Source organism: Mycoplasma sp. 246B (assembly GCF_054353935.1).
The window spans coordinates 83806-99534 of the sequence record NZ_JBTHHM010000001.1 but is presented as its reverse complement, the minus strand read 5'-3'; the positions used below and the strand labels follow the sequence as shown (position 1 = coordinate 99534).

The following is a 15729-nucleotide window of genomic DNA, read 5'->3' as shown; positions in this document are numbered from 1 at the left end:
TCTTAGTTCTTTTCGTTACCTAGCTTGAATCTAGAACCTGGACTGCTATAACTACTGCTTTATTCTGCAAGCATCAATAAAATATGCTTAGCACAAATTAATTGCACTAAGCATATCTTATACATTTGAAAGAACCTCAAAACCTCATCTGGTTCATTGAACATATAATATTTTTAAACCTTTAGCATTCTTTTGATAAAAGTCTTCAAAGTATTGCTTGGTAAAAAAGAAAGTTCTTCCATAATATAAATTTTTTATTGTATTTATGTTAAAACGAATGATAAGATTTTCAATGATTTGATAGTCTATATAATCTTGTTCATCCATCTTTTCAACTTTATTGCGGTGTAATTGAAAGTCAAAACCACGAATTCGCATTAGCTTATTAAACAAATAAAAATCCTTATCAGAATTAAATGAAAAAATAATATTAGTGTTTTCTCATTGATTATATTTAATAATATCCTCTAAAGATTTAGCATGTTTGATAACAAAATTACGTGATTTTGGTGTCAAAACTTTTCATATTGGAGGAACAACTCAGTATCCGTTTTCCATATGATTAATTTTTATATATTTAACTTTCATTCTTATTCCAACATATTTAAAAAGTTTGCTATCCCTTGTTCATCATGTGAATTTGTGATAAATGTTGCTTTTGATTTAACATCATCTCGTGCTTGACCCATTGCAACTGAATATTTAGCAACTTCAAACATCGAAACATCATTATCTTCATCACCAAATACCAATGTTTTATTTAAATCGATGTTATATTTATCTGCTAAAATCTGCAAACTTTTTCCTTTAGAATTATTGATTGGCATAATATCATAAACATGTACTTGCGAGTTGATAATATATACATTGTCAATCTTTGAAATTTTCATCGCTGAAATATCAGTATTTTCAGCTGTACTATCACGCTTGATAACTAAGAACTTTAAAATATCATGTTCATCTGTGTTAAAGTTTGAATTTTGATGATTTAAATCATAATAGTCGAATGCAAATTGATTTTCTTTTTTGCGTTTAGCAATTGTGTCTTCTAATCAAGCAAATCAACTTGGTTTGCTTGCATTTTTATGAAAACCATAAATTTGATTACATGTATACACCAAAAATACTACACCTGATGCTATCAATGCTTCAAAAACTGCCTTAGCAGATGCTTTATTTATAGGATTTTTATAAACAATTTGATCATTTTGAAAATCGTAAATAAGTGAACCATTGCAGCAAATTGCAGGATAATCGCAATCTAAATTAAAAAACTCTTCTTTAGCTAAATAATGTGGTCTTCCTGTGATAACTGAGTATTTTTTACCAAGACTTCGCATTCTCTGGATGCCTTGATATGATTGTGGTGTAATATTTTTGTGTGAATCAAGTAAGGTTCCATCTAAATCAAAAAACAAATACTCAAAATCACTATTTTTTAATTTGTCCATAATATGCATTTGGTCCATGTTTGCGAAAGTGATGCTTGTTTTGTAAAGTCTGATTTGCAGGACCTTTATCGGGAACTAAAATTAAAGTGTGTAATGCCATTTTAGCAACTTCTTCCAAGGTAAGTGCTAAATTAACTGCATCTTTTGGATTTTTAATCGATCAAACAAATGGACCATGCTCTTTAACCAAGGTCGCACTAGTAGATTCAAAACTTATGTTGTTTTTAGTGAAATGTTCGATGATAACTAACCCTGTATTATGCTCATATGCACCATTTATTTCATCATCTGTTAGTTCTCGGGTGCAAGGAACGGAACCATAAAAATTATCAGCATGAGTAGTTCCAAAACACTTAATTTCCTTACCTGCTTGTGCAAAACCAACAGCATAAGGTGAATGGGTGTGAACGATACCTTTGATATTCTTATTTGCTTTATATAATAAAGTATGAGTAGGAGTATCTGATGATGGATTAAGTTTAGAATCTATTACATTATTATCCATATCAACCACTACCATATCATCGGCACTCATAGTTTCATATGAAACACCCGATGGCTTGATTACCATATATTTGCGATCTTCTGTTATTCCCGAAACATTTCCTCAGGTATGAATTGCGAGCTTATATTGATATAATAACATATTAGCTTGATAAACTTCTTGTTTAAGTTTTTGAATTTCGGCTTTATTCACCATTTGCTTCCTTTCATTGCATTTGATAAAATGCTTTTGCTTGTTTTAGCAATTCAATGTTTTCTATAGCAGTTTCATCTGGGTGGTTTTTTGATCACATTTCAATTAAAATCGGAACATTTAAGTCGTTTTTAGTTAACTGCTTTAATGAATGTACAAAATCAACACTTCCTTGTCCTCATGGAACTTCTTTGAATTTATTAGGTAAGGTGTCTTTAAAATGAAAACCAACGATTTTATCTGCACCCAAAAAGATTTCATTTTCTATATCTTTGGTAAATTGATTTAAGTTTCCTAAATCAGGATATATATAAAAATTAGGTGCATCGATTTGTTTTAAGAATGCTAAACATTTTGAAATAGTTCCTGCAAATGGTGTATCCATTGTTTCAAAAGCAACTGTTACAGAATATTTTGATGCAAGTTTAGCAACCTTTTTCATCCCTGCGATAAATCATTGCTTGGTTTGTTCATCCGAATCTTCATAATAAACATCGTAGGCAGCTAATTGAATAGTTCGAATACCAAGTTTTTTAGCCAAAATTAATGCTTTTTCCATTATCAGCAAGGCATGTTCACGAATTTTTAAATCATGTGATCCGAAAGGAAATTTACGGTGTGCTGACAAACACATTGAATTAAAGTAAAAATCTTTTTCTATCAAAAGTTTTCTTAATTCATTGATTTGTGTATTATTTCAATCTAATCTTTCAAGACGAAAATCTGATTCATCAACACTGAATTCAATAAAATCAAATCCTGCTGCCTTGGCAATATCGATTTTTTGACTTCAATCAAATTTATTATTGATTGCTTTTTCATAAATGCCTAAAAAACGGGTTTTAGTTTCAGTATTTTTTAAATTCATCTTTGAATTCCTTTGCTGCTTGCTGTGGATCTTCAGCATCGCGGATTGATCTTCCAGCAATGAATATGTATACTGGAATATCTTTAAAGAGTTTAATATCTTCAACTGTTACCCCCCCTGTAACAGTTACTTTAAACCCCATATTAGCAAGTTTTGCGACTGTATCAATGTCTTTTTGACCTCATTTAACTCCAGCAGCTTGAGCATCGCGGGCACGGTGTCAAACGATTTGTGTAACACCTGATGCTTGTCATGCCTCAACTTGATCCCATCTGAAGTTAGTAGTCATTTCAACTTGTATTTCTTTTTTAGTATCGAAAGTTTGTGAATATTTAACTAAATCAGCCATTGTTGCATTTTCAGCAGCACATATTGCAGTTGTAAAGTCTGCGCCTAATTCGAAGAACATTTTTGCAAATACTCTTCCTGCATCAGCAATTTTTCCATCAGCGACAATAATTTTATCTGGGAATGCTTTTTTGATTTCTGAAATAGCTTTTTTTCCTTCGGAAGCTAATAAAATAGTTCCAACTTCGATTACATCTATGTATTTTGCAGCTTTTGATGCTGACTCGATTGCTTCTTTAATTGTTAAGTTATCTAATGCGATTTGTAGTAGTGGTAATGCCATATTTTCCTTTATGCTTGTGCATCTATTTTGCTAATAATATCGATGACTTCTTGATTACTTTTTGCATTCATAATTGCTTCAATATTTGAATCTTGTTCAAAAATTCTAACAATTTGTGGTAATGCTTCTGATGTATGAACATCAGCTGATGTTGCTGCTAAAGCAACTAATAATGAAACTGGACGCTCGTCATTTTCAAAGTAAACTGGTTGTTTTAAAGTTACTAATGAAAATGAATTTTGTAAAACTCCAGCTTCGCTTTGGGCATGAGGGATTGCAAGATGGTTTGCAATAATATAATATGGTCCATATTTTAAGGTACTTTCAATCACAGCATCGTAGTATCTTGGTTCAACAAGCTTTTTATCAATTAAAGGTTTAATTGATAAATAAACTGCTTCTTTTCAGTCTTTTGCATGTAAACCTACATTAACTGTTTGATATTTTTTAAGTATTTCTAATAAATTAATTTTTTCCATAATTATAAACCTAGTGCTTTTTTAAGAGCTTCTCTAATTTCGTTTTCATCCATCAAATTTGTAACACCAACAATTTTTGCACGTTGGTTGTGATTAAACATTTCTGAAAGATGTTTTGATGAAATAATAATATCTACAGAATTTGTCATTCCTGTTGATTGGCCCATCGATAAAGCATCAACAGTTGCGCTTACTCCAAGTTCTTTCATAATTTTTTGAACTTTAAGTTTAATTATCATGCTAGTTCCCATTCCATTACCACATGCTGCGATAATTTTAAGTGTTTCCATAAGTATCTCCTAAATAATATAATAATATGTTTTTTACCTATATCATAGATAAAAAGATGTTTTTTTGAAAAAAGATTAGCACAAGGCTAATCTTAGTAAATTAGCTGTTAACTAATTTTGGTTGTAACTTAAGTATTTTTTGTAAAAATGTTTTTTTGGTTTGTGATCCATTATCTACAATTTGTCCTAATGCCAATAATCCAATTATTGCTAATATAACTAAAATTCAGGCAAGGATGAAATTATATGAAGAAATTCACATTAATAAACCAAAGAATAAGTTTCAGTCTGCCATACCAATATAACCATTTGCAACAGGTGAAACAAAACCACTTTTATCTATACCATCAGCAAATTGTGAGTGTTGTGTAATAATTGATTGGTATGAATTATCAATTGCTCTTGTCGCAATCGAAATAATTACAATTTCCAAGAAACCAAAGATTCCAGGAAGAAGTAATGCGGCTCTTCATCCGCCTGATGCATTTGCATATACACCCAATGATCCCGAGTTAAAGAATAAGGTGATAAATAATGGTATTGCAATATTAAAGAATTTTTGGTTCGGAATTGCTGATAAGCCACCAATAATTGCTACTGCGATAAATTGCCCAATTACCCCTGAAATAAATCCAAATGTAACAGAGTTGATTGAAAATCCATAAACTGCAGCTACATCGACAGCTACAACTGCACCAGGAATTATTTTTTCGCTAATTCCATGGAATGATTGTTGTAGTTCTGTAATGAACATTCTAACACCAGTAATAATTGCAACTAATGATGCAACTATTTTCAATGCTCCACCAAGGATATTTAATCCAAAGTTAGCACCACCAAATGAATTGTTTCATATTGCATAATTTGAGGTAAATTTAATGTGATCTGGAGCGATAACACTAAACGGATTAACAGATAACAATACAATAAATAATACTAAGAATAATAGCAAGATAATAATTGTTTGTGTGAAAATGTTATCTTCAAAGATTTTAAGGTATGAAGGAAGTTTTTTGTTTTCAGCTGAATCTTCTTTTTTACCAAAAAATCTACCTAATTTATATGTTGTAGCGATTGCAAGCATTTGTTGGTGTCCAACTGCAAAACCTGCATTTTGTGTTACAGCATTTGTTCCTTTTACAGTTGATGCAGAACCAACTGCTCAGTAAATTCCTAAGAAAATACCTGACATAATTATAATTCCTGCTTGTTCACCTGCTGATAAAGCACCTGTAAAGATACGCATATCTTGGAATAAGATAATGTATAAAATGGTTGTAACAACAGCTGATTGTTGAATCATAACATGTCCTGTTATCATTAAACTATTTGTGTTTGTTCATCTTTTTAATGCTACCATAACAATATTTACAGCAAATCCAAGGATGAATGCAAATGAGATTAATGAAACATAATTATTTCCTAAGAAAGCTTTTTCAAAGAATGTATTTGAACTTGCTAATGCAAAATACGGATCTAATGGTACGATTCCTGCACCTTGACCTATATTTTTAACTCCTTCAAATACGGGTTTAGCTAAGGAAACTAAGGTTCCTGAACCAATTTGTAATAAGATAAATCCAATAACGGTTTTTAAAAATCCGATTACTGATTCACGAAAACCTCTTCCGATGGTTAGATAACCTACAAATGTAAGCGAACCTAATAACAATGCAGGTTGCTTAAAGAAGTTATCCATATAAACTTTGTTAAACATGAAAAGGAAGGCATCACCAGCAGCTTTTGGTGTTCATGGTAACACCTTTGGATCATTTGGTTGTGCTGATTTAACCAACATTGATACTAAAATAATGAAAACATTGATTAAAGCAAATATTGATCACCCAATGATTAATCCTTTCCTTTTCTTAGAGTCAATTTTTTTAATCATATTTGTCCTTAAATAAGGTTATTTTACTTTTAATAGTTTTTTTAATTCTAAGACTCTAGGATTTACTTTAGTAACATCGTATTTTCTTGGTTCATCAAAAGCCAAGATTTCTGCTGGGTTGTTTACTAACATATCTTGAATTGCTTCTTCGCTAACTCCAACTTGTTTAAGAAGCGGAATAAATCTATCGAATAAGTATCCCAGACCAAAAGTTTCTTTACCTCTTTCGGCTCCATAGTGTCTTTGATATAACACTCTACCAGCATCTAATGCAAGTGTAATGTGTTTTTGATACCCCTTGTCAACTAAATATTTGATGTTTTCTGCTAATGTTAAATCTGTGTAATATTTAACTCTATCAGGTCCATCAAAACATAAAGTTACCCCAAGTTCTGAAATAATTTTCTCATAGTAAAGTCTGTCAGGATTTTTATTTAAATGTGATAATTGAATTTTTCTTGGATTTGCTCCAAAATCAATTAAATGTTGTGCGGCTTCATATGCCATAGTTCCTAATTGTGTATGTACTAAAATTGGAGCTCCGGTCTCGATACTTGAACGAGCCGCAACCTCTAATGATTTAAGTTCAAGTCTATCAATAGCAGCATATCCTGTACCTGCTTTAATAATTCCTGCCTTTGCATTAGATCTTTTTACAACTGGTCCACTGTAGTTGTATCCATCCATACCAACTTCAATTTCTGCTTTAACCATTTCAACGATATCATCAATTGGTGCTAAAGCTAATCATGAAGCTCCCTTATCATAAAATGCTGCTTTATGAAAACCAGTAGCCATAATAATATGAGCTTTGTTTTTTAAAGCATTCGCTATTTCTAGCATCTTATGAACATCTCTACCTACATTGGGTGGGTCCATAGTAACCATACTTTTACCACCCTTTGCAATGTATTCATCCATTTCTTTTAATGCTGCATCGACTGAGAGCATAACAAAGTCTGGATGTTCGTGTGCTTCAGGACCATAATTTTTAATTAAATGATCATGGCAATCCACAACACCTAATTCTTTAGGATCAATATCACCTAAAACTGTTCTTGCGAATTTTTTCATTTATTCTCCTTTTAATATTATGAAATGTATTTTTATCATAAAACATTTTTTCATTTATTCTTGTAAAATATATTTATTTTAGTTTAAAAATATCTAAATACGGAAAAAATTGCGTATTTTTTCCATAAATTATTAAATTCTTGATAAAGCATATTTAAAAAAATTACAAAATGAAAAAAATAAATTTTTATTTTGTAGTACTGTAAAAGTAATAAATTTCTTTTTCAACTGTATATAAGGGAGAAAAGTTAGATAAAATTTGTAAATTATGTTCCTAAAATATATAAGTTTTTATCTTTATTTATGAAATTAATTTCATAAATAAAGATAATTTATTAATTTTTTCTTTTTTTTATTTCCTTACAGTGAAGACAAACTTACACAAAAAAACAACTATATCAACAAACAAATACAATTTATAAGTGTAAAATAAATATTTTGATATAATCAAAACCAGAAAGGAAATAAATGGTAAAAGTAGAAAATACAAGAAATTCATCAATGCTTTTAAAAGCTGTTTTTAAAGGTGACAGTTATCCAAAAACCTTAGTTGAAAAAGAATCGGTTGTAACTGAATACTTTGACAGCAATGAAGCATTAGTTTATTTTGGAACAGAAGAAAAATATGACTATAATGTAGTCTCAAAATTCGCTAAGGGATTATTCGCATCACAAGTTCGCAACTTACAAATTGATCTCGATTCATTTGTTCGTGGAAAGGTTTGTATCCCTTGTGTTGTAGATGCGTTTACAAATGCATATAAATATGTAAATGCAGATATTTACAATGCAAAAACTTCTAAAAAACCAGAAAAATTTGCAGTAAGTTTTTTATCAACAACAGAGCCACAAAGATATGAACACAAACTTTATAGCGCAAATGTTTTAGCAGATGCAGTTAATTACGCAAGAAACTTACAAATTATGCCACCTAACATTTGTAACTCTGAATATTTAGCTAAAACTGTTGTTGAAGATTTAACTAAATATGACAATTTAAAAGTAACAGTATTAAACAAAGCACAAATCCAAGAACTTGGAATGGGATTACTTCTTTCTGTTAATCGTGGAAGTATGTATGAACCTAGAGTTGTTGTGATTGAATATAACGGGAATCCAGATTCAAAAGCCAAAACAGTTTATGTAGGAAAAGGAATTACCTTTGATTCAGGTGGATATTCACTAAAGCCAAGTCGTTCAATGCTTGGAATGAAATTTGATATGTCTGGTTCTGTATTTGTAGCAAGTGCATTGAAAGCAATCGCTCAATTAAAACCTAAAACCAATGTTGCTGCTGTAATGTGTATTACAGATAACCGAGTAAATGGTGATGCATCATTACCTGATTCGGTATGAACCAGTATGAATGGAAAAACTGTTGAAATCAATAATACCGATGCTGAGGGAAGATTAGTAATGGCAGATGGGTTAACATATGCAGTTAGAAATCTGAAAGCAACAAGACTTGTGGATGTTGCAACTTTAACTGGAGCAATCCTTGTTTCGCTCGGAAGTACCTATACCGGAGTTTGAGCAACAACTGATAAAGCATGAGATGATTTAAAGGATGCGGCAGAATCTCAACATGAACTAGTATGAAGAATGCCTCTTGATGAAGCATTTGCTAAGGAAATTAAAAATTCAGTTGTAGCTGACCTTAAAAACACTGACTTATCTGGTGCAGGTGGTGGAAGTTGTTCAGCAGCAATGTTTTTAAAAGAATTTACCGAAGGGATTGAATATATTCATTTAGATGTTGCTGGGACAGCAGAACAAGGTGGAAAACCAACTGGTGCAATGGTTAAAACATTAGTTCAACTAGCGCTTAATGCAACTGAGTAATTAAAAAACCATCAATTATGATGGTTTTATTTTGCTCTATATAAAAAGTATAAAAAAATGGCGATCACGAGAGGATTCGAACCTCTGACCACAAGCTTAGAAGGCTCGTGCTCTGTCCATCTGAGCTACGCGACCACTAGTATTTATTTTATCATAATTTGATTGTAATTTAAATTATTTGATTATATTTTATAATTTTTTGTTCATGTTTTTTCAGCTATTTTCATAATTATTATTTTTCTTCTCTTTTCAATAATTCTTATTATATTGAATATCATTTTTAATACAAAATAATTATGTGTATAAACATAATTATAATTGAAAATTAATATATCAAAGCATACTTCTAATATTTATGATAACTTATTGTTGATACACAATATAATTAGCTTCAATTATGAATGAATATAAAATATCTTGATGAAAATGAAAATGTAAGTATTAACCAAAATATCTCAAACGATAATACAATTGAGTTTTATGAATATCTAAAAGATTTATATCTAAATACTACTAATAAACCAAAATTATCTATAATAAAAATAGCATAATTTCTGCTATTTTACATGCACAATAATTTGTCAAATAATTATTCCTACAATTACGATTAAAAGCAAAATTGAAATAATTGAAATTACATATATTCAAGTATTTCTACGATATTTTTTTATTGCTTCTTTAGGTAATGTATTTTCTTTAATAATTGAATTTACTAATGTAGTATATTGAAGATCTATTTTATCTTTGGTGTCTGTATTTATATTTGTTTGTTTTTTACTCATTTTTTTCTAATTCTACCATCACAGATACTGCAAATGCTTCTGGACCAGTATGTGCTGCAATAGGTAATGGAGTTGTTATTTGTGTGCTTGCCTTGATAAATTGATCAGATGTAATTGCTTGATTAACTTCATCATTAACACCTGAAATTAAATCTACATAATATTTAGCATTTTTGTCTATGTTTTTTAAACTATCTATAAACTCATTAACTAAATCAAATGCCTTAGCAGTAGCATTTTTAAAGTTTCATTTTGTTGCCACTGATTTAACTTTACCTTCTTCGTTATAGCTTAATACAGGGTATACTTTTAATTTAGATAAAAGAAATTTTTTAATACCAGACAACCTACCACCATTAATTAAATATTCTAAACGATAAGGAACAATAAATGTTCTTGATGTTTCATTAATATTATTTAATGTTTCAAAAAGTTGGTTAATGCTCGCACCGTTTTCATACATTTTTTTAAGATGTGCAACTGTTCGAACAATTTGATTGCCAAACAAGTGATTTTCCATTATATGCACATTTGACAGTTCCATTGAAATACTACGAGCTTGCATAAAAGTGTTAGATAAATGCTGTGAGATACCTAAATAAATCACATCATCATAGTTTTTTGCTGCATCTTGAATGATTCGAGTCATCTTGTCTATTTTTGGTAATGAAGTTTTAATTTTAGATGTAACCGATATCTTTTTTAGTATTTCTAGATTTGATACATATCCATCTTCAAAACTTTCTCCATCGATTTCTACTTGTAAAGGTAAAAATTTATAACCTAGTTCATCTGCTTGTGCAACTGATAAACCAGAAAAAGAATCTACTATTATTCCCAATCTTTTCATATGATAATTATATTTAAAAAATATAAAGATATAAAAACAAATTTAAAAATTTTGAGCAAATGAAATATGAATAAATTTATGATAAAAATATATAATATCAAAGATGAAATTTAGTGAGCAGAAAATCAAAAATTGACATTCTTTTTATTATAACGAAGGAATTGAAATAATTTCACTTCCTGATTTTTTCAATCATATAAGGCTTGCTAATTCTAATCCTGAATATAAAGTAAAAGCAACTAATTTAGGTATCGAATTTAACTGTGATAATCCTTTTTCAATGCATTGTTTTAACATATATACACTAATAGCAATTACCAAGAGTTTGTTGATAAATATTAAAAAGCGCAATAAAACTCTTTTGTTAGGACACTCTGAAGGTATTGATGCAAAAATATATGAGTTATTTAAGCGATCTTTTTCACATAAAAGCATAAAGCTACTCGAATATAATATTAATGTTATAAATGAATTTATTATTATAAACACAACATTAGGTATTGATGTTGATTATTATATTTATTTATATAAAAATCCATTTAATAATAATTACTACATTAAAATTTATCATGATTTATTTTTAATTTCTGTAAACGAACAAAAGCAACTGTTAAATAATGTTTTTGAATTTGATAAACAAATTATATTGCATAATTTTTATAATTTGTTTATCTTAAAAATAGATAAATTTTTATCTTTTTACAAATTAAAACTTGAAAATCAAAAACATCTTTTCCTTGAAAATCAAATTGATCGCAATAATTTAAATATTAAAATTGCTATAAACAATCCTGCTGATAACAATATCTTACAGAGTTTGCTAAATTCGCTAGGTTTTAATGTAAAAGAAGCTTCAAATCTAAGAATCCAAGAACGAAGTAAAAATTTATTTTGAATTTTTTTTAAATGAAACCTTTTTTCCTATCAAAAATCTAAAACTGATTTTCTAATTACTTCTGATAAAAAAAATCGTTATAATTTTTTTTTCAATATTAATGACAGATATATAAAAATAAATAACGAAGAATTAATTTATTTTTATATTAACTATTTCTTTTTACAGTGAAAGAATGAAAATAAACTTCAGCAAAATAAGGTTATAATAACACATAGTGTTAGTAAAAATATCATTAATTTATTAAATAACTTTAATATTCCTTATGAATTTGCTGAAAAATCTGATACTAAAAATGTTTTATTTGCTAATATTTTAGAACATTTTGGTGCAAATAATAATCAAGCATTAGAATTTAGTAATTTACAGTTCATTATCAATATTTGTCAGATGTTGCTTTCTTATAAAAATAACAATAATTTACTTGATTATAAATACTTGAAGATGCGTAATTATTTTAAAAATACTATATATATAGTTAAAAAAATCAAAATACCTTTTTTTAAAACAACTAATCTTGCTACATTTTTTCAAGTAAATCAATCCATATCAAGAAATTATCGAATATCTAAAATGGAACAACTAAATGCATATAACACCTATAGTTATGAATTTTTAAACCTTGAAATCCAAAATAAAAAGCAACAAGTTTTCAATATCTGCATATATTATGATTTTAATCGAGAAAGTTTGATATTTAAGCAAGAACATAATTTTGAATACACACAAATTGAATATTATTTAAATAAATTTAAAGGTTCGCATCTAAACAACATAATCATTAAATATGTAAAGAAATATCTTAATAAACAAAATTAAAGTAAAATATAATAAAGGAGAAATATGATTTCTAAAGTAAAAGGAACAAAGGATTATGATATTGTAGAATATCAAATTAAAGACTTAGTAAACTTGGTATTTTCAGATATATGTGCAAATTATGGTTTTAAAATGATTGAAACACCGATACTTGAAACTTCTGAATTATTCAAACGTTCTGTTAATGAATCAGAAATTGCTAAAAAAGAAATGTATGAATTTTTAGATAAATCAAATCGTTCATTGTGTTTACGTCCTGAAGGAACCGCATCTTTTGTGCGTGCTTTTATTGAAAATAAGTGATATACATTAGTAAACGAAAAATTCGCATACAATATGCCAATGTTTCGCTACGAACAACCACAAAAAGGACGCTATCGACAGTTTTATCAAGCAGGAATTGAATTTGTTGGTCCTAAATCATATTTAAAAGACTTCTTAGTTGTGCAAGTTGCTACTGATATTTTAGAAGCATTAGATATAAAATATGTGCTTAAAATTAACTCAATTGGAGATAAACAAACTAGGTTAAATTATGAAAATGCCTTAACTGAATTTTTAACAAAATACCAATCTCAATTAAGCGAGATTTCGCAGCAGCGTTTTAAAGATAAAAAAGTTCTTAGAATTTTAGATGACAAAGTTGATTCTAAACTACCTTTTATGCATAAAGCTCCAAATATTCAAGATTATTTAAGTAAAGAATCGAAGTTATATTTTGAAGAAATTAAAGGTATTCTAGATTTTTATGAGATTGAATATCATATTGCACCTGAACTTGTAAGAGGACTAGATTACTATGATGAATTTGTTTTTGAAATAACAGTAAAATCCGATAAAGCAGGTTCTCAGGACACATTAATCGGTGGTGGTCGTTATTCAAATTTAGTCGCTGAATTAGATGGTCCAGATGTATCAAGTGTTGGTTTCGGATTCGGAATAGATCGTTGCATTGAATTAATTCGAGAAAATATTATTGAAAATACAGAACCGTTACAACAAATGCAAAATCAAAAAGTCGATATTTATTTTGCTGCATCAGTAAGCAACGAAAATCTAGAAAAACTTTTTCATTTAGCTCACTACGATTTAAATGGATTAACTAATTTTTATCATATGGATTTTCATCTAATGAAATCCAAAAAAATATATGAAAAAGCAAAAAAATTAAATGCAGTTTTTTTAATTACAGATGACAAATTACTACCTCATAACTCTTTTTATATCAAAAATCTTATAACAGGTGATAAAATGCAATTTTATTTAAATAGTGATGGTGTTATTGATTTACTTAAATTTATCAATGATGCAGATGTTTTCGAACCCGAAGTAGTGAGTGATTTTATTGCTCAATATGAAAGTGAAGTATAGAATGAATAAGACAATTAAAAATAATGAGTTAAATATCCGCAATATAGGACAGCAGGTAACTTTATATGGTTGAGTTGCAAATAAACGTCGTTTTGGTGAATTAAATTTTGTTGATTTACGTGATAAATACGGTATTACTCAACTGGTTTTCAATCAAGCAATTAACTTTGCAAAAGAAAGTGTTTTAGAAATTACAGGACAAGTTGTTAAACGTAAAGATCCAAACGTTCAAATACCAACAGGGCAAATAGAAGTAGTGGTTTCAGAATATAAAGTTTTATCAACTGCAAAAGAATTACCATTTCAAATCCGAGATGATATCGATGTCAAAGAAGAAATTCGCCTCAAACATAGGTTTTTAGATTTACGGAGACCAATAATGCAAAAAACAATCGCTTTAAGAAATAAATTGATTTTTGCGATGCGAGAATATTTGCAAAATAACGAATTTTTAGAAATTGAAACACCTATTCTATCTAAAGCAACACCTGAAGGGGCACGCGATTTTTTAGTTCCCACACGTGATTTAAATTCTTTTTATGCACTACCACAATCGCCGCAACTATTTAAACAACTGTTAATGATTTCGGGTTTTGAAAGATATTTTCAAATTGCTAGATGTTTTCGTGATGAAGATTCAAGAAAAGATCGACAACCAGAATTTACCCAGTTAGATATAGAAACATCTTTTTTGGATGTTGAAATTTTTCAAAGGATAGTTGAAGAAATGTTCCAATATTTAATGAAGAAAGTTATGAATGTTGATATTAAAATACCATTCGATCGTGTCAGTTATGATGATTGCATCAGAAATTATGGTAGTGATAAGCCGGATTTTCGATATGAGCAAAAAATAGTTGATATTAATAGTTTTTGTAATAATTCTAATTTTGATATCATAAAAAATGCTCCTGCAAAAAGACTCTTGAAAATAAATGAAATACTAAACAAAAAACAACTTAAAACATTAGAAGAGATCGCAAAGAAAAATAAGGCAAATGTTTTATTTTACTTGGTGGTAGAGCAAAAAATAGTTACAGCAAGTAATTTTGCTTCAAAAGCAGGCGATTCAGTTGAACAACTCTTAAAAGAGTTTAATTATGCTGATGGAACATATTTAATTGTTGCTAATACCTTTGAAAATGCTTCACAAGCACTTGGTGCGTTGCGGGTAGAACTAAACACCTGATTTAATTGAGCTAGAGATGAATTTAATTTTAAATGAATTACTAAATTTCCAATGTTTGAATATGATGTAGAAAACAACAAATGAGCAGCTGCACACCATCCTTTCACACAATTTGATCACGATTTATCGCAAATCGATGCAATGGATAAATCTGATATAAAAGCTAAAAGTTATGATTTAGTATTAAATGGTTATGAATTAGGTTCGGGTTCTGCACGTATTTATGATAAAGATGTGCAAGAAAAAATGTTTGATTTAATCGGTTTGGATAAGCAGGCACAAGAAAGTAAATTTGGTTTCTTTTTAAAGGCTTTAGATTACGGAGTTCCACCACATTGTGGAATCGGACTCGGTATCGATCGAATCGTTATGATTTTAGCTAATTTAAACACAATACGCGATACAATTGCATTCCCTAAGAATTCTAAGAATCAAGATGTTTTCACTAATGCGCCTTCATCAGTTGAAACTCAACAACTAGATGAATTGTTTTTGCAAGTAAAATCAAAATAGTAAATTAATAAATTAAAAATGATTTGTTTTTACTTCTTTTTTTGGTAAAATTAAAGAACTTGTTTTAAAATAAACTTAATATATAAT

16 protein-coding genes and 1 tRNA gene are annotated in these 15729 nt (G+C 28.9%); 5 read left to right on the top strand and 12 right to left on the bottom strand.

Features of this window, described 5'->3' with window-relative positions; all coding sequences use genetic code 4:
• Positions 1-117: 117 nt before the first annotated feature.
• From ACXYRR_RS00560 to ACXYRR_RS00520, 9 genes are all read right to left on the bottom strand, one after another.
• Complete coding sequence (locus ACXYRR_RS00560; protein WP_458597276.1) at positions 118-588, bottom strand: MPN499 family protein; 471 nt, start codon at positions 586-588, stop codon at positions 118-120.
• 2 nt (positions 589-590) lie between these two features.
• Positions 591-1451, bottom strand: a complete 861-nt coding sequence (locus ACXYRR_RS00555; RefSeq protein WP_458597275.1) for an HAD family hydrolase — start codon at positions 1449-1451, stop codon at positions 591-593.
• Positions 1432-2151: an L-ribulose-5-phosphate 4-epimerase gene (locus ACXYRR_RS00550; RefSeq protein ID WP_458597274.1), complete on the bottom strand. Its 720-nt coding sequence runs from the start codon at positions 2149-2151 to the stop codon at positions 1432-1434. Before ACXYRR_RS00550 ends, ACXYRR_RS00555 begins: the two co-directional genes overlap by 20 nt.
• Positions 2141-3016, bottom strand: coding sequence for an L-ribulose-5-phosphate 3-epimerase (locus tag ACXYRR_RS00545; protein WP_458597273.1), 876 nt, complete (start codon positions 3014-3016; stop codon positions 2141-2143). Before ACXYRR_RS00545 ends, ACXYRR_RS00550 begins: the two co-directional genes overlap by 11 nt.
• A complete protein-coding gene (locus ACXYRR_RS00540) occupies positions 2991-3647 on the bottom strand; it encodes a 3-keto-L-gulonate-6-phosphate decarboxylase UlaD (RefSeq protein WP_458597272.1) in 657 nt (218 codons plus the stop codon). The genes ACXYRR_RS00545 and ACXYRR_RS00540 overlap by 26 nt, the downstream gene beginning before the upstream one ends.
• Positions 3648-3655: 8 nt before the next feature.
• Complete coding sequence (locus tag ACXYRR_RS00535; protein WP_458597271.1) at positions 3656-4126, bottom strand: PTS sugar transporter subunit IIA; 471 nt, start codon at positions 4124-4126, stop codon at positions 3656-3658.
• 2 nt (positions 4127-4128) lie between these two features.
• Positions 4129-4416, bottom strand: a complete 288-nt coding sequence (locus ACXYRR_RS00530) for a PTS sugar transporter subunit IIB (RefSeq protein ID WP_458597270.1) — start codon at positions 4414-4416, stop codon at positions 4129-4131.
• A gap of 100 nt (positions 4417-4516) precedes the next feature.
• Positions 4517-6307: a PTS ascorbate transporter subunit IIC gene (locus tag ACXYRR_RS00525; RefSeq protein ID WP_458597269.1), complete on the bottom strand. Its 1791-nt coding sequence runs from the start codon at positions 6305-6307 to the stop codon at positions 4517-4519.
• Positions 6308-6325: 18 nt separating this feature from the next.
• Positions 6326-7381 carry a phospho-furanose lactonase gene (locus ACXYRR_RS00520; RefSeq protein WP_458597268.1) on the bottom strand — a complete coding sequence of 352 codons (1056 nt, stop codon included), beginning with the start codon at positions 7379-7381 and terminating at the stop codon, positions 6326-6328.
• A gap of 468 nt (positions 7382-7849) precedes the next feature.
• Here ACXYRR_RS00520 and ACXYRR_RS00515 point away from each other — a divergent pair, with 468 nt between their 5' ends.
• Positions 7850-9223, top strand: coding sequence for a M17 family metallopeptidase (locus tag ACXYRR_RS00515; protein WP_458597267.1), 1374 nt, complete (start codon positions 7850-7852; stop codon positions 9221-9223).
• A 58-nt stretch (positions 9224-9281) separates the two neighbouring features.
• Here ACXYRR_RS00515 and ACXYRR_RS00510 read toward each other — a convergent pair.
• Positions 9282-9358: transfer RNA gene (locus tag ACXYRR_RS00510), tRNA-Arg, on the bottom strand.
• 266 nt (positions 9359-9624) lie between these two features.
• Between ACXYRR_RS00510 and ACXYRR_RS00505 the strand changes: the two genes are divergently transcribed.
• Positions 9625-9774, top strand: coding sequence for a hypothetical protein (locus ACXYRR_RS00505; protein WP_458597266.1), 150 nt, complete (start codon positions 9625-9627; stop codon positions 9772-9774).
• A gap of 6 nt (positions 9775-9780) precedes the next feature.
• Here ACXYRR_RS00505 and ACXYRR_RS00500 read toward each other — a convergent pair whose 3' ends face one another.
• The gene (locus ACXYRR_RS00500; protein WP_435130285.1) at positions 9781-10005 is read right to left on the bottom strand and encodes a hypothetical protein; all 225 of its coding nucleotides are present in this window, start codon (positions 10003-10005) and stop codon (positions 9781-9783) included.
• Positions 9998-10855, bottom strand: coding sequence for a DegV family protein (locus tag ACXYRR_RS00495; protein WP_458597265.1), 858 nt, complete (start codon positions 10853-10855; stop codon positions 9998-10000). The genes ACXYRR_RS00500 and ACXYRR_RS00495 overlap by 8 nt, the downstream gene beginning before the upstream one ends.
• 103 nt (positions 10856-10958) lie before the next feature.
• Here ACXYRR_RS00495 and ACXYRR_RS00490 point away from each other — a divergent pair, with 103 nt between their 5' ends.
• Genes ACXYRR_RS00490 through aspS form a run of 3 tightly spaced genes read left to right on the top strand, consistent with a single transcriptional unit; the run spans position 10959 to position 15642 of the window.
• Positions 10959-12569 carry an MAG5620 family putative phospho-sugar mutase gene (locus ACXYRR_RS00490; RefSeq protein WP_458597264.1) on the top strand — a complete coding sequence of 537 codons (1611 nt, stop codon included), beginning with the start codon at positions 10959-10961 and terminating at the stop codon, positions 12567-12569.
• Between the two features lie 24 nt (positions 12570-12593).
• The gene (gene hisS / locus ACXYRR_RS00485) at positions 12594-13940 is read left to right on the top strand and encodes a histidine--tRNA ligase (RefSeq protein ID WP_458597263.1); all 1347 of its coding nucleotides are present in this window, start codon (positions 12594-12596) and stop codon (positions 13938-13940) included.
• Between the two features lies 1 nt (position 13941).
• Positions 13942-15642 carry an aspartate--tRNA ligase gene (gene aspS, locus ACXYRR_RS00480; RefSeq protein ID WP_458597262.1) on the top strand — a complete coding sequence of 567 codons (1701 nt, stop codon included), beginning with the start codon at positions 13942-13944 and terminating at the stop codon, positions 15640-15642.
• Positions 15643-15729: the final 87 nt, after the last annotated feature.